Raw genomic sequence first — 19122 nt, 5'->3', positions numbered from 1 at the left:
ACGCGCGTTCATCCCGGGCCGCCGGTTCGCCTTGCCGGAATCACCCGGCCGGCTACTTCAGCACATACGGCGAAACCGAGCTGCGGTGCTCACTGATGTCGAGCACCTTGCCCAACGGCGGGAACGCGCGCTGCGGGCAATTGGCCCGTTCGCAGACTCGGCAGCCCGCACCGATCGGCGTCGGCTGCACCTCGTCGAGGTCGATGCCGTCGGCGTAGATCACCCGGGCCGCGTGCCGCAGTTCGCAGCCGAGGCCGATGGCGAAGGTCTTGCTCGGCTGGCCGAAACGGGTGGCGCGGCGTTCGACCGTGCGAGCCACCCAGAGATATTTGCGGCCGTCGGGCATCTGGGCGATCTGCGTCATGATCTTGCCGGGATAGGCGAAGGTCTCGTAGACGTTCCACAGCGGGCAGGTCCCGCCGCTGGCGGAGAAGTGGAAACCGGTGGCCGACTGGCGCTTGGACATATTGCCCGCGCGGTCGACCCGCACGAACGAGAACGGCACGCCGCGCAGCGACGGTCGTTGCAGCGTGGACAGCCGATGGCAGATGGTCTCGTAGCTCTGCGTGAAGAACGCCGACAGTCGCTCGATGTCGTAGCGGAAGTCCTCGGCCACCTCGTGGAAATGCGTATACGGCAGCACCGTCGCCGCGGCGAAGTAATTCGCCAGCCCGAGCATGGCCAGCTTGCGGGCGTCCTCGGACGCGAAATTGCCCTCCTCGACCAGCTTCTCCAGCAACTCTCCGCATTCGAAGTAGGCCAGCTCGGCGGCCAGTTTGAAGGTGCGCTGCCCGCCGGAGAGATGCGGCGCGATCTCCAGGTTGCCGGTCTGCGGGTCGTAGCGGTGCAGCACGCCCTCGCCGAGATCGATGCGCTCGGTGATCCGCACGTCGTGCGCGCGCAGGATCCTGGCGATCTCGCTGTTCACGTCGCCGCCGTGGAAACGGATGCGCGCGGTGAGTTCCTCGGCGGCGGTGTCCAGCTCGTGGATGTAGTTCTGGCGCTGGTAGAAGTAGTCGCGCACTTCCTCGTGCGGCTTGCTGATCGCGCCGCTGCCCGCGCTGTCGGCGAACCGGTCCTCGGTGGCCGCCGCCAGCTGGGCGGAGGTGTTGCGGTAGCGGTTGTGCATGTTGACCAGCGCGCGGGCCATGCTCGGATGCGCCGAGACCATGTCCGCGATCTCCTGGGCGTCGGCCTCGATGCCCAGCTCCTGGTCCATCACGACCTCTTGGAGCTCCGCGATGAGCCGGGTGTCGTCCTGCGCGGAGAAGAAGGTCGCGTCGACGCCGAACACGTCGCTGATCTTCAGCAGCACCGGGACGGTGAGGGGGCGCACATCGTGCTCGATCTGGTTGAGGTAACTCGCCGAGATCTCCAGCTGCTGGGCCAGCGCGATCTGGCTCAGCCCGCGTTCGGTCCGCAGCTGACGCAGCCGAGCGCCGACGTAAGTCTTGGCCATGCGTCCAGCTTATGGCCGGGTTCGCATCCGTGCCAATTACGGATTAACACTGCTCGCAGACAGGTGTCGTACCCGGCGGCTACCGTCGGCAGGGTGTTGTTCTCGGATGTCGTCCTGGCCTCGGAGACCGTGCGCGCGACCAGGTCACGCAAGACGAAGATCGCCACGCTGGCCGGGCTGCTGACCTCGGCCGCCGCCGACGAGCTCGCGCCCGTCGTCGCCTGGGCGTCCGGCGAGCTACCGCAGGGGCGGATCGGCACGGGGTGGCGCACGCTCACCACGCTCGACAGCCCGCCCGCGCCGGTCGCGACGTTGACCGTCGCGGCGGTACACGCCGCGCTGAGCGAGCTGGCCGGTACCTCCGGTGCCGGGTCCGCCGCCCGGCGCAAGGAGCTGCTCGGGGCGCTGTGGTCCGCGGCGACGGCGGATGAGCAGAGTTTCCTGGTGCGCCTGCTCACCGGGGAACTGCGCCAAGGAGCGCTCACCGCCGTGGTGGCCGAAGCGGTGGCCGTCGCCGCGGGCGTACCGCCCGATCTGGTGCGCCGGGCGTACATGCTGTCGGGCCGATTGCCGGTCACCGCCGTTGCGGCGCTGACCGGCGGAGCTGCCGCACTCGCGCAGTTCCGACTCGAGGTCGGCCGCCCGATCCAGCCCATGCTCGCCTCGCCCGGTGCGACGCTGGACGAGGCGCTGATCGAGTTCGAGGGCGAGGTGAGCGTCGAGCACAAGCTGGACGGCGCCCGCATCCAGGTGCACCGGGACGGCGACCGGGTCCGCATCTTCACCAGGACGCTGCGCGATATCACCGCGGGCGTGCCCGAACTGGTCGAGCTGGTCGCCGGCCTGGACTGCACGAGCGTCGTCCTGGACGGGGAGACGCTGGCGCTCACCGACGCGGGACGGCCACGTCCGTTCCAGGAGACCATGAGCCGCTTCGCCGAGGTGAGTTCCACCCGGGAGTTGCTGCTGCACCCGTACTTCTTCGACTGTCTGCACCTGGACGGCCGGGATTTGCTCGACGCTCCGCTGTCGGAGCGGCGCGCCGCGCTCACGAAGGTGGCGGGCACGCACACCATTCCCGCGTTGCTGCGGCCGGATGCCGAAGCGGCCGCCGAATATTTCGACGGCGCGCTGGCGGCGGGCCACGAGGGCGTCATGATCAAGTCGCTGACCGCGCCGTACGCGGCGGGCAGGCGAGGCAGGGCCTGGCAGAAGATCAAGCCGACGCACACCCTCGACCTGGTCGTGCTCGGCGCGGAATGGGGCTACGGCCGTCGCACGGGCTACCTGTCGAACCTGCATCTCGGCGCGCGCGACCCGGACAGCGGCGAGCCGGTCATGGTGGGCAAGACCTTCAAGGGGCTCACCGACGCGCTGTTGCAATGGCAGACCACCGAATTCCCCCGCCACGAGCGCTCGCGCGATCAGCACACCGTGTATCTGTGGCCGCGACTGGTTGTGGAGATCGCTTTGGACGGCGTGCAGGTCAGTCCGCGCTATCCCGGCGGGGTCGCGTTGCGTTTCGCTCGGGTGGTGCGCTACCGCCCCGACAAGGAACCCGCCGACGCGGACACCATCGACGCCGTCCGCGCGCTACTGCCGTGACCGTCGCCGCGATGTGAAGCGCGCTTGCTCCCGCGCCGGGTGCGTGTCGAGCGTGCGTGGCGAATCGAGCCACTGTAAGTATGGGCAGCGCAAGGTTCCGGATGGCCGCCACACTGCAATGGTCCGGCCGGTTCGTACCTCCGGACAAGGAATCGGCGGGCGGGTGCGACGATGCGAATTGTGCTGTGCGGACGCTATGTCCGGCTGGTGGCGGCGTTGCTTGGCGCCTTGGCGGTGAGTGCGGTCGGCACGCCCGTGCAGGCGAATCCGATCGAGCAGTTCCTCACGCCTTCGCGGGAATACTCCGGGATCCTGCCCACGCCGCTGGGCGACCCGTTCTACACCCCGCCGCCGGAATTCGAGAACGCACCGCCGGGAACGGTTCTGGCGTCCCGTCCGGGCGGCACCGGCCTGACCGCGTTCCCGTTGCACTCGACCGAACTGCTGATCCGGTCCACCGATTCCAAGGATCGCCCGGTCCCCGTGGTCGCGACGTTGCTCGTGCCGCGGACGCCGTGGACCGGGCCGGGGCCGCGGCCGGTGCTGTCGCTCAATCACGCGATCGACTCGCTCGGGCATCGGTGCGCACCGTCCTACGAGCTCAAGAACCCGTTGTGGGCCGAGATGTGGGCCGCCCAGATTCCGTTGTCCAAGGGATACGCCGTGCTCGTGCCCGACCATCAGGGCCCGCGGCAGGCGTACGGGGCGGGACTGATGGCCGGGCACGCGGTGCTCGACTCGATCCGGGCCGCGGTGCGAACGCCGGAACTCGGATTGCGACCGGACGCTCCGACGCTGGTCACCGGATACTCCGGCGGCGCCATCGCCAGCGGATGGGCCGCCCAGCTGGCCCCGGCGTACGCGCCCGAGCTGAATCTGGTCGGTGCGGCGTTCGGCGGTGTTCCCGCCGACTTCGGCATGCTGCTGTCCACCATGAACGGCCGCAACGCCGCGTCCGGAGTCTTCTTGGCGGCGACGCTCGGATTGGCGCGGGAGTATCCGGAGCTGCTGGGCCTGATGAACGACGACGGCTGGCGACTGGCCCAGCTCGGCAAGGACATGTGCATGACCGGGGAGGAGTTCGGCGGTGCCGTGGCGCCGATTCCGGTGCAGGCGCTCACCCATGCCGCCGCGCCCACCGAGCTGCCGATGGTCAGGGAGATCCTGGCCGCCAATCGGCTGGGCGCGAGCGCGCCGACGGTGCCGGTGTTCCTCTATCACGCGACGCACGACCCGTGGGTGCCGTTGGCCGGGGCGGAGAAGCTGTACTCGGACTGGTGCGGAGCCGGGACACCGGTGGACTTCCAGGTCTATCTCGGCGAACACTTCCTGGTCGGCCTCAGCGGCATCCCCGGCGCGAACTCGTGGATCGATGATCGGTTCGCAGGCCGTCCGGTCGCCGCGCGGTGCACTCGATCCGGCTGAGCAGGGCGAACCAGACTAGTCCATCTCGGTGGGCGGAACTTTCGGTGACCGACCTGGCTCTGCCATCCGGGGGTGCAGCACACTGGAGGCGTGACCGTCGAATTACTGGTTCTCCTGATCGTCATCGTCACGGCGCTCGCATTCGATTTCACGAACGGCTTCCACGACACCGCCAACGCGATGGCGACCTCGATCGCCACCGGTGCGCTGCGTCCGCGGGTGGCGGTCGCGCTCTCCGCGGTGCTGAACCTGGTCGGCGCGTTCCTGTCGGTGGCCGTCGCCGCCACCGTGGCGAAGGGCATCGTGCGCCTCGATGCCGTCGGCGGCCAGGACCTGATCGTCATCGTGTTCGCCGGTTTGGTCGGCGGGATCCTGTGGAACCTGCTCACCTGGCTTTTCGGCCTGCCGTCGAGTTCGTCGCACGCGCTGTTCGGCGGTCTGATCGGGGCGACGCTGGCCGCGCTGGGCTGGAGCGGGGTGATCTGGGCGTCCGGATCGGACGGCGTGATCACCAAGATCATTCTTCCCGCCGTGCTCGCGCCCATCGTCGCCGCGCTGGTCTCGGCGATCGGCACCTGGCTGGTGTACCGGATCACCCGCGGCGCCGACGAAGGGAAGGTCACCGAGGGCTTCCGGTGGGGGCAGATCGGCTCCGCCTCGCTGGTCTCGCTGGCGCACGGCACGAACGACGCGCAGAAGACGATGGGCGTGATCTTTCTGGCGCTCGTCGCGCACGGGACCCTCACCAAGGACGACGACCTGCCGCTCTGGGTGATGGCCGCGTGCGCCGTGGCCATCGCGGCGGGCACCTACCTCGGCGGCTGGCGGATCATCCGGACGCTGGGCAAGGGCCTGGTCGAGATCGACTCGCCGCAGGGCCTCGCGGCGGAATCCGCCTCGGCCGCGATCATCCTGAGCTCGGCCCATTTCGGGTTGCCGCTGTCCACCACGCAGACGGCCACCGGCGCGATCCTCGGCACCGGTCTCGGCAAGGGCGCCGAGGTGCGCTGGGCCGTGATGGGGCGGATGGTGGTCGCATGGTTGCTCACGCTGCCGCTGGCCGCTGTCGCGGGAGCGATCTGCTGGGTCATCGCCCACGTCATCGGGGGGCTGGCCGGTGTGCTCGTGGTCTTCGGCATCCTGATCGGCCTGTCGACGCTGATGTACCTGCGGTCGCGGCGTGATCCGGTGCACACCGGCAACGTCAACGAGTGGCCGGGCGACGGGAACGAGCCGCCCACCGCCGCGCCGCCCGCCCCGGCGGCGGACAAGAACCGTTCGGCCCAGGTGTAGGAGGACCAGGCGTGCACACTCTCGTCACGAATCTGAACGCGCTGTGGAAAGTCGTCGCGGCAGGCCTGGTGCTCGGCGCGGGCCTGCCGATGATCTTCGCGATCGGGGTGCGATTCTGGTCGACGACCGTGACGACCGACGCGGGAACGGGCGCGGTGCGGCGCAATTATCCCGCCCTCGCGGTCGCGGTGGCGTGCTTCGCGCTGGTTGTCGTGGCGATCGTCAGCGGCATCCTGTATACGGCGAAAGCGTTCATCGCCGCCAGATTCGGCATCCATTTGTTCGGGCAGGCGTGAGGAGTGCCAGCGTGACCGATCCAGTGAAACCAGCTCCGCTCCGGCCGAAGCTGCTCGGCAAAGTCGTGGGCTGGCTGCGCGCGGGGTATCCGCAGGGCGTCCCCCAAGCGGATTACGTGGCCCTGTTCGCCGTGCTGCACCGGCACCTCACCGACTACGAGGTGGTCGCGATCGCCGAGGAGCTGGTCGCTTCGACTACGGAGAGCACGATCACCCACGCCGAGATCGAGCAGGCCATCGCCCGGTTCGCCATGGAGCAACCGGCCGAAGGCGACGTCGCTCGCGTCGCCTCCCATCTGGCCGCGGGCGGCTGGCCGCTGGCCGATCCGCCCGCCGATTCCGACTGACCGAGCCGCCGCCGATGCCACCCTTCCTGCACGCGATCATCGGCTGGCTGCGGGTCGGATACCCCGACGGCGTGCCGGAGTCCGACTACATCCCGCTGCTCGCGCTGCTGCGCCGTCGCCTGTCCGACGAAGAGGTGGCCCGGATCGCCGCCGAGCTGACCGGCTTCGGCGGGGCGGACATCGACCAGACCGATATCCAGGTGATGATCACCAAGATCACCAACGACATGCCCTCCGAAGCCGACGTGGCCCGGGTGCGCGCCCGGGTCGAGGCCAATGCCTGGCCGGATCCGGACGTCGAGTGAGTCACGGTTGATCGCGCGGGCCGCTGAGGTAGGGCAGGCGGCGCACGCCCGCCGCGACCTCGTAGGCGAGATCCTCGTAGCCGAGCGCGAGTTCGGCGAGACGCTCCCAGGCATCGTGCACGGCCCATTCCGGGGCGCCGGAGAGGATCTCGTAGGCGCAGGCGGAGAACTGGGCGAGCCGGTCGACCACCATGCCCACGGTTTCGGTGTGCATGTGCGCGCCGCCATGTGGCAGCGGCGCCTCGGTGGCGACCCAGCGGTCGATCGCGAGGACGAGGCGGGCGCGGTGCCCGTCGATGTCGTTCGTCCCGCCCAGGCCGCCGCGCAGGCGGCGTTGATGCAATCCCGCGAGTAGGTGGGCTGATTCCAGGATCGGGTGTGCGCGACGGGGCGCGGTGCGGCAGGCCTGCAGGATGAGCTCTTTGGTCGGCAGTGGTTCCACTGCGATAACCCCCTGGATCGAATGGTCGCGGCGGGCGTCACGCGAGACGCGAAGGATCATCGACGATGCCGCCCGCCCGGACGCGGCAATCGGTACCGCTTGCGCGATGGCCCGGTGTCCCACGGCGATTCGAGGACGACGAGACCGACGGCCTCCAGCGGCGTGAGCCCGATGCGGCGCACCAGCTCCTCCGTCAGCGCAACCATCTCCGCCGCTTGGATAGCCGCAGTCGCCTGCTCGGTGGACACCATCCGGCCACGCAGATAGGACACCACCCACGCGTCGTCACTGACCCGCCGCGCCTGATGCGGCGTCTGATCACTCACGATCCACATCCGGTCGACGACATGCACCGACATCAGAACCCCCTTCATCCCCGCCGAGCGGGCTGTTCCACCAGCCCCGCTGTGATGCGCAACACAAGCAGCGTAGGTGCGGGACTGCTGACAGGTCAACTTGACCAGTCAATTTGACAAACTTGCCGTGCTGTGGATGCGGGTACGGTCATCTGCACGAACAGCCGGAAGGACTCATCGGACGATGGCACCACTTTCGCCCACGGTCGCGCGCTGGGAGCTCATGCTCCGAATCAAACGCCGCCGCACCGAGTTCGACGTGTCCGCGTCCGTCATCGCCAAGGAACTGGGCTTCACGCTGTCGTACTGGTCGAAGGTGGAGAAAGAACGCGTCCTGGCCGAGGACAAACTGCGGAATCTGATGAGCCTGCTCGAATTCGACCCGGCCGAACGCGAGGAGATGTTGCGGCTGCGCGACATCGCGAAGCAGCGCGGGTGGTGGTCGGAGTACGCGGGGTTGCTGTCGGACGAGGTGATACGCCTCTATGGATTGGAGCACGGGGCGCGCAGCGTCCGTAGTTACGCGAGCATCTTGATTCCCGGTCTGCTGCAGACCGAGGACTACGCGCGGGCGGTGATCGCCAACGACCGGGCGCGGGTGCGGCAAGTGGAAATCGAGCGCTGGGTCGAAGTTCGCATGCGACGTCAGCAGCGGCTCACCGGATCGGAGCCGCTTCGGGTCACCGCGATCGTCAACGAGGCCGCGCTGACCCAGCGCACCGGGGGTGTCGCGGTCCTGAAAAATCAGCTTTCACACCTGCTGTCGATTACCGAGACGCACGCCGACACAGTCGACATTCGGGTCGTGCCCTTCGACGCGCCAGGTGGTGTACTGCTGACCGGTGCGTCGTTCCATCTGCTCGGGTTCGACAGCGCACTCCTTCCCGACGTGGCGTGGACCGAGACGCTGGTCCATCTCGGAGTGATCGAGGAGAGCGAACCGGTGCGTCACCTCGCGACCATGTTCGCCACCACTCTCGCCGAGCACGCGCTTCCACGGAACGAGTCGATCACGTTGATCGAGCGCAGACTCGCCGCGCTGTAGCGTGATCGGCATGCGGAGCGCGGCCGGCTGGTTCAAGTCATCACATTCGAACGACAGCACCGCCTGCGTAGAGGTGTGTTTCGACGGTGGTCGGGTCCTGGTTCGAGACAGCAAGTTTCACGGGTCGCCGGACGCATCGCCCATCCTGGCGTTCACGCCGACCCAGTGGGCGGCGTTCACCAGGGCGCTCCGCACCGAACTCGCCTGACGCATCTCCCAGCCGACTCTCAGCTTCACGACACCGAGCACTCAGCTCCACCGGCAAGAGTGTCCCCGTCGATGCGAAGCGATCCATCGACAGCTCCACCGGTGGGCAACTGCCCTGCCCGCCACCCGAACCGGCCGACGGCGCGCAAACCCTCGCACGCGCCGCCGGCCGTTTCCTTGGAACTGTCTACTTCGGTGTGTCGAAGTCAATCTCCGGGGGTGCTGGAGCCGGCGAGGAGGTGGAGGAAGTGTTCGACTTCCGATTGGACGGCTGCGCGGGCTGGGGTGAGGTACTTGCGTGGGTCGGAGAGGTCGGGGGCGTTCGTGAGGTGATCGCGGATGGCGGACGTCATTCGGATGTTGAGGCGGGTGGCGATGTTGATCTTCGTCATGCCGTGTTCCACGGCGGCGCGCATGCCGTGATCGGGGACGCCGGAGGAGCCGTGCAGCACCAAGGGGACGGGAACCTTCGCGGCCAGGTGGGCGATCAGGTCGTTGTCGAGTTCGGCCGTGCGAGCGTGCATGGCATGTGCGGAGCCGACGGCGACCGCGAGTGCGTCGACGCCGGTGGCGCGCACGAACTCCACCGCCTCGTCGGGATCGGTGCGCGCGCCCGGCGCGTGGGCGCCGTCCTTGCCGCCGATCGCACCGAGTTCGGCTTCGATGTGCACGCCGCGCTCGTGGCACCACGCGGTGATCGCGGTGGTGGCGGCGACGTTGTCGGCGTAGTCGAGAGCGGAGCCGTCGTACATGACCGAGCGGATGCCGAGATCGACCGCGGTATGGATCAATTCGGCGGTGGTGGCATGGTCGAGATGGACCGCGATCGCGGCGTCGCTGTCGGCGGCGATGCGCAGGCAGGCGAGGGCGAGCGGGGCGATGCCACGGTGATAGAGCGCGGTGTTCTCCGACAGCTGCAGGACCACCGGTCGTTTCGCCGATTCCGCGGCGGCCGCGATCGCCTCGGCGTGCTCGAGGGTGATCACGTTGAACGCGCCGAGTCCGCCGGGACGGGCCGCGGCGATCAGCTCGGGGATCGAGGTCAGCGGCATGGCGCGGGCTTTCGCGAGACCACTGACTGCGGCGGTACCTGCGCGGTTGGACCGCTCGTAACCGGCGTGCCGCAGGCTGTGGTTATGGGAGTGCCGACGCCGTGCCGAGTTCGCCCCGCGAACCGTGCCCACGATTGCGGGGCCAGGGTGCCGCTGCTCGGCCGTGCAGCCCGCTCGTCTACGCGCCTTTCCGACGGCCTCCAGGAATGCATGATCGAGCGCCGCTCGGGCACCCAGCGGCTCCTCTCGGGACAATGGATCGGACGACCCGGCACACCGGGCGCCGCCGTGGTCGCCGTGTGACGAGGAATATGCCGTGGCGGTTCGCAGGGCCGGTGGCCGGCCGGATCGGTGGGCTGGGCGGTCACGAGGCAGCCTCCTGCGGTGCTGGTAGGTCCAGTTCTCGAATCCGGACGGTCGGAGTGAGGCGGGTGCGCAGCCCGCGATCGATCTCGCCGGCCACCGGGACGACCACGGCGGCCGCCGAGGTCGCGACCGCGTCGGAGAGCAGGGCGGGCCAGTCGGTGCGCGATGCGGACGAGAGGGCGGCGATCACGGCCGCCACCGCGGCGTCGCCCGCGCCGGTGGGATTTCCGGCGAGCGGTTCTGCGAGCACCGCCGACCACGCGCCGTCGGCGGTCACGGCGGTGATCCCCTCGGGGCCGCGGGTCGCGATCACGGCGCGCACGCCGTGCGCGATCAGCGGCTGCACGGCGGCGACGATGTCGTCGGCGGTCGTCGGCTCCGCACCGGTGAGACGCTGGAGTTCGCTCTCGTTCGGGGTGAGGACGATGCCGGGCACCTGCGCGGCCAAGCGCAGCGCCTCGCCGTCGACGTCGCAGATGGTGGGCACGTCGGCGGCGATGGCGGTGCGGGCGATCTCGGCGGGCAGCGAGGGGTCGATACCGCCCGGCAGCGAACCGGAGATGACCAACCCGGCGATATCCGGTAGCAGGCCCGCCACCCGGACCGCCAACTGCTCCGCGGCGTGCGGATTGGAGACCCGGGCGCCCGGCTCCCACAGCGCGGTGGCGGTGCCGTCCTCGGATTCGCTGATCACCACCGTGCGGCGCACCCAGGGCAGCGCGTGCACGAAGTCGACCGGCAACTCCAGTTCGGCGGCCGCCGCGAAGGCGTGATCGGAGAACCCGGTGGCCCTGGCGTACTTGCCGAGCTGATTCAGCACGCGGGTCACGTTGATGCCCTTGCCGCCGATGCGTTGTTCCACCGACCGGACCCGGTGGGCCTGCCCGCGTTCGAAACGTTCGACGCGATAGGTCATGTCGTACGCGGGATTCATTGTCACGGTGAGGATCACCTCAACCACTGTCCACGTCTGAGCACCCCGCGCAAGTGGAGATTGTCACTGACTGTCAATATGTCGGCGAATTGGCCGGGCCGCAGGTCACCGACGTCGGCGAGCCCGAGCGCGGCGGCCGGAACCGAGGTGGCCGCGAGTACCGCGTCCCGCAGCGGGACACCCGATTCGCGCACGGCGCGCGCGAGGCATTCCAGCAGGGTGCTCACGCCGCCCGCGATGGATCCGCCTGCGACGCGCGCCACCCCTTCGCGCACCGTCACCGGCTGCGGGCCGAGCTGGTATTCGCCGTCACCGAGGCCCGCGGCCTGCATGGCATCGGTGACCAGCGCGACGCGTCCCGGCGCGGTCGCGAAAACCAGCGCGGCGAAGCCCGGGTCCACGTGCACGCCGTCGCCGATCAATTCCACGATCGCGTCCCCGGCCGCCGCAGCCACCAGTGCCGCGGCGACCGGGCCCGGGTGACGGTGGTGCAGCGGCGGCATGCCGTTCGCCAGATGGGTCACCACGCTCGCCGATCCATTCGGCCGCAGAGCGTTCCGGAAGGACGCGTAGTCGGTGTCGCTGTGGCCGAGTGCGATCACCACGCCGCTGTCGGCCAGGCGCCGTGCGACGGCCGCGTAACCGGGGCGCTCCGGCGCGAGGGTCATCGCGCGCAGGTGCCCGCCGCCCGCCGTCAGCAGCCGGTCGGTCAGTGCTGGATCGGGGTCGCACAGGAATCGCGGGTCCTGGGCGCCGCAGCGCGCCTCGGACAGGAACGGCCCCTCGACGTGGACACCGCCGAGCACGCCTTCCTCGGCGAGTTCGCGCAAGGCGGCGGTCTGCGCCACCATCTCCTCGGCGGGACCGGTGACCACGCTCGCCACCACCGTGGTCGAGCCGCGCGCATGGTGCGATTGCGCCGCCGTCCGCGCCTGCGCGCCGTCCACGGTGTCGAACCGATACCCGAATCCACCGTGGTTGTGAATATCCACAAGCCCCGGCAGCACGGTGCCGGAAAATGGCGGCTCAGGTAAATCGCGATGCGCCGCGCGCCACTGCGCGAACGACCGCACCGCCTCGATCCGGTCCCCGGAGATCATCACCACGCCGTCGTCCAGCGCGACGCTCGCCGAGACGATGCGGCCCCGGATCATCAGCTCTGTCATGTCAGTCCTCCTCGGCCCGCGATTCGGATGGCGTCCGCCGGGAGGGAGCAGTCGGCGGAGTTCGCGCGCGATGGCGGTTTCCGCCGTACGCGACGGTCGGCGAGTCGCGCCGCGGATGCGGCCGTCTCGCGGCGGCGGGTCGGCGGACGAACGATCGCGCCGCCCGGATTTCGATGTGAGGAGTTCTCGCTATCTCGGAGATCGCGCTCGGCATCGGCCCGGCCGCCTCCGCGATGCGATCGACCGGGAAGGAGGTTGGGGGATTCGCCGGTGGCGGGCTTTCGGTGCGGCGTCATGTCAATGCTCCGCGTCGGGCGAAGAGGGCGGCGCCCGCGAGGCCCGCGCGAGCGCCGAACTCACCGAGCACCACGCGAGGTGCGGGGACCAAGCGGAGCCGGTCGGACAGTGCCCGGTGCAGGGGCTCGGTGAGCGCCGCGCCGGCTCCGGCGACCCCGCCGCCGAGGACGATCAGTTCGGGGCAAGCCGCGTGCACGATGCCGACCAGTCCGTCGGCGAGCGCGTCGACCGCGTCCTCGACCACGGCGGCCGCGTCGGGATCGGTGGACATCAGCGCGAAGACTTGCGCCGCGCCACCGATCTCGCGCCCGGTGCGCCGGGTGTAGGCCCGCGCGATGGCCGCGCCCGAGGCGACGGTCTCGACGCAGCCGGTGTTGCCGCACGGGCAGGGCAATCCGCCCACGCGCCGCACCGGCACGTGCCCGTACTCGCCGACCTGCCCGTAGCCGCTGCGCACCAGCCGCCCGCCGACCGACAGCGTCCCGGAGATGCCGGTGCCGAGAATGACGACGCACACGTTCTCGTAACCCTGCCCGGCGCCGTACCGCCATTCCGCCCAACCGGCCACGGCCACATCGTGTTCGATGAGTGTCGGCACGCCCCAGCGCTCGGCGAAGCGGTCGCCCACGTGCACGTCCCGCCAGCCGACATTGCTGCTGAACACCGCGACCGATCGGGCCGTGTCCACGATGCCGGGCAGCACGACAGCCGCCCGGCGCACCCGGCGGCGGTCGGCTTCCGGCAGTTCGGACAGCAACCGCTCGCCCAACTCGCCCATCGCGTCGAAGGCAGCCGGACCGTGCGGCGTGGCGACCGTGCCCACGGCCAGCGCCGTGCCCTCGGCATCGGTGACCTCGCCTTTGATGGTTGTGCCGCCGACGTCCAATCCGAGGACGAGCGCGTCGTCGGGCAGGTCTGCCGCTGCGCCCAGCACAGCGGTGGGCTGCGCGGCCGCGTCTCGACATGGGGCCTGCTGTGGCCCGGCGGCCTGGTCGAACCGCATCGCACGGGCGTCCTCGACGGTGTCCTCCAGCTCGGCGCGCCCGCACCGGTCGTCGGTGCGCGCGCGGTCCGTCCCCGCGTCGCGCGGTCCGGAGATGGACTCGCCCGCCGACGTCCGCGGCTGATCGGTACCCATTCTCGGCACAGTAGTTCGTGCCGCCTCCCGGGCCGGCGCACACGCGGCCCGCGACGACGTCGTGCCATGGTGCGGGGACTCGGGTCCCGTTCCCGGGCCGGTGCTTCGAAGCGATTTCTGCGCGGATGCGGGCGCGGCGTGGGGTGCGCCGACGATGAGGTGTGTGGCGGTGCGCGCGGTCGCGAGCGGCTGGAGCATGGCGACGGGCGCGCCGACGATGAGGTGCGCGGCGGGGCACGCGGTCGCGAGCGGCTGGAGCATGGCGACGCCGGACAGCACGGTCCGCGACGAGGGGTGGCGGGCCGGGTTTCGCGAGGATGTGTCCGACACCCGCGCGACGAAGGGGACCCGGCCGACGTTCACCGCTCGCCCTCGCTCATGACTTCAGGACCACCGAGCGATTCAGGCCGCGTGGGTGGTCGGGGTCGAGTCCGAGGTCGGCCGAGCGCAGCAGGCAGAGCCGGTGTACTCGGACCAGGTCCGCCATCGGGTCGATGCCGCGGTGTTCCAGATGGGCGCCGGTGGCGGTGACGTCGGCGGCGAAGCCGGGCTCCAGCGCTCCGAAGGCCCAGACCGCGCGGCCGGGCGCGGAGATGGCGATCGGGCCGTGGCGGTACTCGGTCGCCGGATACGACTCCGTCCAGGACTGGCAGGATTCGCGCAGCTTGAGCGCCGCCTCGTCGGCGATGGCCGCCGCGAAGCCCATGCCGACGAAGCTGATCTGCTCGGCGCCGCGCACCCGGGCCAGCGATTCGGCGGGATCCTCGGCGAGCACCGCCCGAGCTTGGGCGATCACCGGCGCCAGATCCTCGCCCAGGTGGCTGCGCAGGACGGCGAGGGCGGTCGTCGCGAAACGCGTCTGTACCACCGACCGCTCATCGACCTGGTCGATCAGGATCGGGTCGCCCAGTTCGAGGACGGGTGTGCCGGGGCTGGAGCAGATCACCGCGCGGGGGACGTGCGCCGGGATCTCCCGCATGGCGCGCACCACCTCGGTGGTCGTGCCGGAACGGCAGATCACCAGGTAGCGGTCGTAGTCGCGAGCGCGGACCGCGCTGGCGGGCCAGGCGTCGGTGACGCCGGCGCCCGCCCCCTCGCGTAGTTCCGCGATCGCACGTGACATGAAATACGAAGTGCCGCAACCGATCACCGCGACGCGCTCGCCCGGTCTCGGCAGCGCGGCGTGATGATCGGCGGCGATGGTCGCGGCGTGCGTCCAGTCGTCGGGCTGGGTGGCCACCTCGGTGGCCAGATGCGGCTGCGGCGTGCGGGCAGGCGTAGGCACCAGAACAGCCTCATCCTTGTGATTGTTTATGTCAAATTTACGATCGAATCGGTCACATATGATCACGATCCGGGCTAGATTGTCGTGCACGGACCGTGCGTCCTCCCATCATCGGCGGCTGGGCTGGCGCCGGGTGGGTAAATCTGAAAGGTTCTGCTCGTGAAAAGACCATTTCGTCGCGTGCTTGCCGGAGTCGCGATGGTCACCGGCGTCGCGCTGACCCTCTCGTCCTGCGGGTTCGGTTCCAAAGACGCCGCGGACTCCGCCACCACGATCAATTTCCTCGCCCCCTCCTACAGCGACGGCGCCACGGGCACCAAGGCGCTGTGGGACGGCATCATCGCCGAATTCCAGAAGCAGAACCCGGGCGTCACCGTCAACTTGCAGATGGAGTCGTGGAACTCGATCAACGACGTGGTGCGCACCAAGCTCCAGTCGCCGTCGACCACTCCGGACCTGCTCAACATCGACGCCTACGCCAGCTTCGCGGGCGACGGCCTGCTCTACCCGGCCGCCGACATCGTCTCCGCGCCGGTGCTGGCCGATATCCAACCGGCTTTCGCCCAGAACGCGGCACTCAACGGCACGCAGTACGCGCTGCCGCTGTTCGCCTCCACCCGCACCCTGTTCTACAACGCCGAATTGTTCGAGAAGGCGGCCATCGCCCGGCCGCCGAAGACCTGGGCCGAGCTGACCGACGCGGCGAAGAAGATCCAGGCGCTCGGCGGTGGCGTCTCCGGGTACGGGCTTCCGCTGGGCAGCGAGGAGGCGCAGGGCGAGACGTCCATCTGGACCTTCGGCGCGGGCGGCGCCTGGGCCGACGGCGACCGGATCACCGTGGACACCCCCGAGAACCTGGAGGGCGTGCGGGCCATGCGTGACCTCATCGATGCCGGTGCGACCCAGCCGAATCCGGGCGCGACCGACCGCAAGGACGTGATCAACGCCTTCATCCAGGGCAAGATCGGCATGATCGAGGCGCTGCCGCCCACGATCGGCCAGATCCTCGCGAAGAACCCCGGCCTGCGCTACGCGACCGCCCCCTCGCCCACCAAGACCGGCACGCCGGTGACGCTCGGGGTGGCCGATCACCTGATGGCGTTCAAGAAGGACGGCGCCAAGGCCGAGTCGCTCGAGAAGTTCCTCGACTTCTTCTACTCGGCCGCGGTGTACGCGGACTTCGTCAAGCACGAGGGTTTCATCCCGATCACCCACAGCGCCGCGACCGCGCTCGCCGAAGACCCGGTGACCAAGGCGTTCGCCGCCACGCTTCCGGTGGCGCGGTTCTATCCGAGCAACAATCCGAAATGGGCCGCGGCGCAAGGCGCCATCCGTCAGCAGATGGGCACCATCGGGCAGGGCGCCGACCCGGCTCAGGTCCTGCGCCGGATCCAGGAAGCCGCGAACTGACGTGCGGCGCAGAGGAATAGCGGCGGCATTGCCGTGGATCGGGCCTTCGCTGGTGCTGATCGCGGCCGTCGTCGCCTTCCCCGCCTGCTACATGGTGTGGACCAGCACCAGGGATCTCAGCGCCTACGGCCAGGACCGCGGCAACGCCGGACTGGCCAACTACCGGACCCTGTTCGGGATCTCCGAACTCGGCTCGGTGCTGGCTCACACGGTGGTCTGGGTGGTCGGCGTCGTGCTGATCACCCTGGTGCTGTCCGCGGCGCTGGCCCAGTTCCTGAACAAGGATTTCCCCGGACGCACCGCGGTGCGGATGGCGATCCTGGTGCCGTGGGCGGCGTCGGTCGTGATGACGACGACGATCTTCTACTACATGCTCGACCCGGACGTCGGCATCGCGAACCGGTTCCTGGTCGACATCGGGCTGCTCGACCGCGGTTACGGTTTCACCAAGCAGCCGACGCAGGCGTTCCTGGTGGCGATGGGCGTGGCGGTGTTCGTCTCCGTGCCGTTCACGACCTACACGATTCTGGCCGGGCTCCAGTCGATTCCGGCGGAGATCGACGAGGCGGGGCGGGTCGACGGCGCGGGCGCGTGGCAGCGCTACCGCTACCTCACCCTGCCGCAGCTGCGTCCGGCGATCGCGGTGGCGACCATCATCAACATCATCAACGTGTTCAACTCGCTGCCGATCCTGCAAGTGATCACCGGCAGCATCGCCGGGTTCTCGGCGGACACCACCACGACGCTCACCTTCAAGCTGATCCGGCAGAACCAGCAGATCGATACCGCCGCGGCGATGAGCGTGCTGAACTTCGCGCTGATCATCGCCGTCATCGCGATCTACGTTCGGCTGGTCCGCCCGACCAGGGAGATCGACCGATGACGGCGCGGGCCGAGGCCATCGAGCAGGCAGGCCCGGCGCGCACCCGCGCAGGACGACGCCGCTGGGAGCTCACCGCGGTCGGGGCGATACTCGCCGTGGTGTTCCTGCTGCCATTCGTCGTGATGGTGCTCGGTTCGCTGAAGAGCAGAGCGGAGATCCTGCGCATCCCGCCGACGTATCTGCCGCAGTCCTGGCATCCGGACAACTACGCGACGATGTGGGACACCCCCGAGACGCCGTTGCCGTTCAACCTGGTCAGCACGATCGTCATCGCGGTGTGCGCCACCGCGCTGGTGCTGGCCGTGGCGATACCGGCGGGGTACTACACGGCGCGGCACCGCTTTCCGGGCCGCGCGGTGTTTCTCGGCGTGGTGCTGGTGACCCAGATGTTGCAGCCGACGGTGCTGGTCACCGGGTTGATCCGGGAGTTCTTCGCGCTCGGCATCAACGACACCTGGCTGGCGATGATCCTGGTGAACGCGGCGTTCAACCTGTCGTTCGCGGTGTGGATCCTGCACAGTTTCTTCGCCGCGATCCCGGTGGAGATCGAGGAGGCCGCGATGCTCGACGGACTCGGCCGCGCGCAGACGCTGCTGCGGGTGAGCCTGCCGCTGGTCTGGCCCGGCGTCGTCACGGCGACGATCTTCGTGGTGGTGGCGTGCTGGAACGAATTCGCCGCCAGCCTGGTCGTGCTGACCACGCCGGAGAACCAGCCGCTGTCGGTGGCGCTGACCAAGTTCGTCGGCCAGTACGACACCGCCTGGCAGTACGTGTTCGCGATCTCCACCGTCGGCATCATTCCGGTGGTGCTGCTGTTCGCGCTCATCGAGAAGCGTCTGGTGGCGGGACTGACCGCGGGCGGCGTGAAATAGCGTGCGAGCGCAGGACCACCCGGACGACGGAATCGCCACGGCACCAGCGCTCGACGCGCTGGGGGCAGGTAGCCGCGCGGTAGCATCTAACGGTGACACGGCGGGATCACGGACCCAGGGACAGTCGCAGCTACGGCGGGCTGTCCAAGGAACAGCGGGTTGCCCAACGGCAGACCCGCCTGATCGACGCCGCCCTCGAACTATTCGGCACCCAGGGTTACGCGGCCACCTCGATCGAACGGATCTGCGCACTGGCGAACGTCTCCACGCGCAGTTTCTACGAGGACATGGGCAGCAGGGAGGCTCTGCTCATCGCCTTGGCGAATCGCATCACCTCCCGTGCGCTGGAATACGCGCTCGCGGCCCTCGCGGCGACCGAGCACGAGCCCTTGCCCGTACGCGTGGTGGCGAGTTTCCGGGCGTACCTGGGCGTCACGTGTGCCGATGCCCGGTGCGCGCGAGTGTGTTATGTCGAAGTGGTCGGCGTGAGCGCCGCGGTGGAGGAGTGGCGCAGGCAGCAGCGTCGCTTGCTGTCGGCGTTGCTGATCAGCGAGGCCGAGCGCGCCGTCGGCCGGGGCGAGACCGGCCCGCGGCGTTTCGATCTCTTCGCGCTGGCCGTGATCGGCGCGGTCACCTCGCTCGCCCAGGAATTGGTGCAGAGTACGGAGCCGGAGGCGACGGTGAACCTGGACGAGATCTGCGCGGAGATCGCCTACTTCGTGAATTCCGGTCTCTCTGGCACGCGGGTCGATCCGCCGACGGAAGACGGGGCCGGACCGATTCCCCTCGCGCGGCCGGAGCGGCGCACAGTCGAGGCCGATGTGTCCTGAGCCGGCCCGCCTCGGTCGTGGGGGGATCGCTCCGAGCGGCGCGCGCGTGTGGTCATATTGTTCGCGTGCTCGCCGAAACAGCAGGTTTCCCGCGCGACGGGGGCGGTAT

The 19122-nt window shown here is 69.4% G+C and carries 20 protein-coding genes; 12 read left to right on the top strand and 8 right to left on the bottom strand.

Annotated elements, in window-relative coordinates; translation table 11 throughout:
- Window positions 1-52: 52 nt before the first annotated feature.
- A complete protein-coding gene (gene ramB / locus ABZ803_RS09465) occupies window positions 53-1459 on the bottom strand; it encodes an acetate metabolism transcriptional regulator RamB (RefSeq protein WP_040870572.1) in 1407 nt (468 codons plus the stop codon).
- Window positions 1460-1552: 93 nt separating this feature from the next.
- On the opposite strand from ramB, the gene ABZ803_RS09460 reads away from it, so the two are divergent.
- From ABZ803_RS09460 to ABZ803_RS09435, 6 genes are all read left to right on the top strand, one after another.
- The gene (locus ABZ803_RS09460) at window positions 1553-3064 is read left to right on the top strand and encodes an ATP-dependent DNA ligase (RefSeq protein WP_357034658.1); all 1512 of its coding nucleotides are present in this window, start codon (window positions 1553-1555) and stop codon (window positions 3062-3064) included.
- A 171-nt stretch (window positions 3065-3235) separates the two neighbouring features.
- Window positions 3236-4489 carry a lipase family protein gene (locus ABZ803_RS09455; protein ID WP_357034656.1) on the top strand — a complete coding sequence of 418 codons (1254 nt, stop codon included), beginning with the start codon at window positions 3236-3238 and terminating at the stop codon, window positions 4487-4489.
- 90 nt (window positions 4490-4579) lie between these two features.
- Window positions 4580-5782: an inorganic phosphate transporter gene (locus ABZ803_RS09450; RefSeq protein ID WP_357034655.1), complete on the top strand. Its 1203-nt coding sequence runs from the start codon at window positions 4580-4582 to the stop codon at window positions 5780-5782.
- Between the two features lie 11 nt (window positions 5783-5793).
- A complete protein-coding gene (locus ABZ803_RS09445; RefSeq protein WP_357034654.1) occupies window positions 5794-6078 on the top strand; it encodes a hypothetical protein in 285 nt (94 codons plus the stop codon).
- 11 nt (window positions 6079-6089) lie between these two features.
- A complete protein-coding gene (locus ABZ803_RS09440; RefSeq protein ID WP_357034652.1) occupies window positions 6090-6425 on the top strand; it encodes a DUF3349 domain-containing protein in 336 nt (111 codons plus the stop codon).
- 14 nt (window positions 6426-6439) lie between these two features.
- Window positions 6440-6730 carry a DUF3349 domain-containing protein gene (locus ABZ803_RS09435; RefSeq protein ID WP_357034650.1) on the top strand — a complete coding sequence of 97 codons (291 nt, stop codon included), beginning with the start codon at window positions 6440-6442 and terminating at the stop codon, window positions 6728-6730.
- Between the two features lies 1 nt (window position 6731).
- Here the strand turns inward: ABZ803_RS09435 and ABZ803_RS09430 are convergent, their stop codons facing one another.
- Window positions 6732-7172 carry a DUF4254 domain-containing protein gene (locus ABZ803_RS09430; protein ID WP_357034648.1) on the bottom strand — a complete coding sequence of 147 codons (441 nt, stop codon included), beginning with the start codon at window positions 7170-7172 and terminating at the stop codon, window positions 6732-6734.
- A gap of 56 nt (window positions 7173-7228) precedes the next feature.
- Entirely contained in the window at window positions 7229-7531 is a 303-nt protein-coding gene (locus ABZ803_RS09425; protein WP_357034646.1) for a hypothetical protein, read from the bottom strand.
- A gap of 181 nt (window positions 7532-7712) precedes the next feature.
- Between ABZ803_RS09425 and ABZ803_RS09420 the strand changes: the two genes are divergently transcribed.
- Entirely contained in the window at window positions 7713-8573 is an 861-nt protein-coding gene (locus ABZ803_RS09420) for a helix-turn-helix transcriptional regulator (RefSeq protein ID WP_357034644.1), read from the top strand.
- Between the two features lie 10 nt (window positions 8574-8583).
- Window positions 8584-8781 (top strand): DUF397 domain-containing protein, encoded by a 198-nt coding sequence (locus tag ABZ803_RS09415; protein ID WP_357034642.1) that lies wholly within the window; start codon window positions 8584-8586, stop codon window positions 8779-8781.
- Window positions 8782-8986: 205 nt separating this feature from the next.
- Here the strand turns inward: ABZ803_RS09415 and ABZ803_RS09410 are convergent, their stop codons facing one another.
- The 5 genes from ABZ803_RS09410 to ABZ803_RS09390 form a co-directional block, all read right to left on the bottom strand.
- On the bottom strand, window positions 8987-9832 hold the full coding sequence (locus ABZ803_RS09410; protein ID WP_357034640.1) for a class II fructose-bisphosphate aldolase: 846 nt from the start codon (window positions 9830-9832) through the stop codon (window positions 8987-8989).
- Window positions 9833-10196: 364 nt separating this feature from the next.
- Entirely contained in the window at window positions 10197-11138 is a 942-nt protein-coding gene (locus ABZ803_RS09405) for a hexose kinase (RefSeq protein ID WP_357034639.1), read from the bottom strand.
- Between the two features lie 8 nt (window positions 11139-11146).
- Window positions 11147-12298, bottom strand: coding sequence for an amidohydrolase family protein (locus ABZ803_RS09400; RefSeq protein WP_357034637.1), 1152 nt, complete (start codon window positions 12296-12298; stop codon window positions 11147-11149).
- Between the two features lie 292 nt (window positions 12299-12590).
- Window positions 12591-13733, bottom strand: coding sequence for an ROK family protein (locus ABZ803_RS09395; protein WP_357034635.1), 1143 nt, complete (start codon window positions 13731-13733; stop codon window positions 12591-12593).
- Between the two features lie 376 nt (window positions 13734-14109).
- Entirely contained in the window at window positions 14110-15018 is a 909-nt protein-coding gene (locus ABZ803_RS09390; RefSeq protein WP_357034633.1) for a sugar isomerase, read from the bottom strand.
- Window positions 15019-15177: 159 nt separating this feature from the next.
- Between ABZ803_RS09390 and ABZ803_RS09385 the strand changes: the two genes are divergently transcribed.
- From ABZ803_RS09385 to ABZ803_RS09370, 4 genes are all read left to right on the top strand, one after another.
- Window positions 15178-16428: an extracellular solute-binding protein gene (locus ABZ803_RS09385; RefSeq protein WP_357034631.1), complete on the top strand. Its 1251-nt coding sequence runs from the start codon at window positions 15178-15180 to the stop codon at window positions 16426-16428.
- A gap of 28 nt (window positions 16429-16456) precedes the next feature.
- Complete coding sequence (locus ABZ803_RS09380) at window positions 16457-17311, top strand: sugar ABC transporter permease (protein WP_357034629.1); 855 nt, start codon at window positions 16457-16459, stop codon at window positions 17309-17311.
- Window positions 17308-18183: a carbohydrate ABC transporter permease gene (locus ABZ803_RS09375; RefSeq protein WP_357034627.1), complete on the top strand. Its 876-nt coding sequence runs from the start codon at window positions 17308-17310 to the stop codon at window positions 18181-18183. The genes ABZ803_RS09380 and ABZ803_RS09375 overlap by 4 nt, the downstream gene beginning before the upstream one ends.
- A 92-nt stretch (window positions 18184-18275) precedes the next feature.
- Window positions 18276-19013, top strand: coding sequence for a TetR/AcrR family transcriptional regulator (locus ABZ803_RS09370; RefSeq protein ID WP_357034625.1), 738 nt, complete (start codon window positions 18276-18278; stop codon window positions 19011-19013).
- The last annotated feature ends 109 nt before the right edge of the window (window positions 19014-19122 follow it).

The sequence above is a fragment of the Nocardia sp. NPDC047648 genome (assembly GCF_040642815.1).
GTDB lineage: Bacteria > Actinomycetota > Actinomycetes > Mycobacteriales > Mycobacteriaceae > Nocardia > Nocardia gamkensis.
Note: the sequence above shows the minus strand (reverse complement) of the source record. Positions and strands in the feature narration are given on the sequence as shown.